Annotated in this window: 1 protein-coding gene; it reads right to left on the minus strand. The window is 75.6% G+C overall.

Translation table 11 applies throughout. The features are described from left to right. Positions 1-594 (minus strand): DegT/DnrJ/EryC1/StrS family aminotransferase (locus ABD339_RS33575; protein WP_344570951.1); only part of this gene is annotated, 594 nt, incomplete at both ends.

Consider the following 594-nt stretch of genomic DNA (forward strand, 5'->3'; position numbering starts at 1 on the left):
CCCGCCGGGCACCACGCGTACGGTGCTTCGGCGGAACATGGGCAGTGCGGACGGAGGCAGCGCGTGCATGTGCTGGACCGGCCCGTAGCGCGCCTCCAGCCGCTCGACCTGCGCCCGGGTATCGGAGGCCGCGGGCGCCAGGGGATACAGCGGGGTCCTGGTCCAGCCGGCGGTGGAGTCCGGCGGTGCCGGGGGCAGCCGGAACGCTGCGGCCAGCTCGTCTGCCGCGAAGCGGGCCACTGCCGCCCGACGCTGCCGCAGCAGGTGGTCGGCGCGTTCCAGCGCAGCCGGCAGCGCGGCCAGCAGCGGTGCGGGAAACCGTGCCGGAGAAGGCGGCCGGGCCAGCAGCCGGTCCCTGCCGTCCCCGCGCGCGACTGCCCCCGTCACCAGCTCAGGCGGCCCGAGGAGCGCGCCCCCCGCGCCGAGGGCCACCGGCTTGGACGGGCCGAAGGAGGTGACGGCCAGGATGCCAAGCGACCCGGCCGGGACGCCGTTCACCGTGGAGCCCCAGGTCTGGGCCACATCCTCGATCACCACAACATCCGGCCCCACGGCTGCCTTGATGCCCGCGACATCGCACGGCAGCCCATACTG

This window comes from Streptomyces axinellae, assembly GCF_039532135.1.
Classification (GTDB): domain Bacteria; phylum Actinomycetota; class Actinomycetes; order Streptomycetales; family Streptomycetaceae; genus Streptomyces; species Streptomyces axinellae.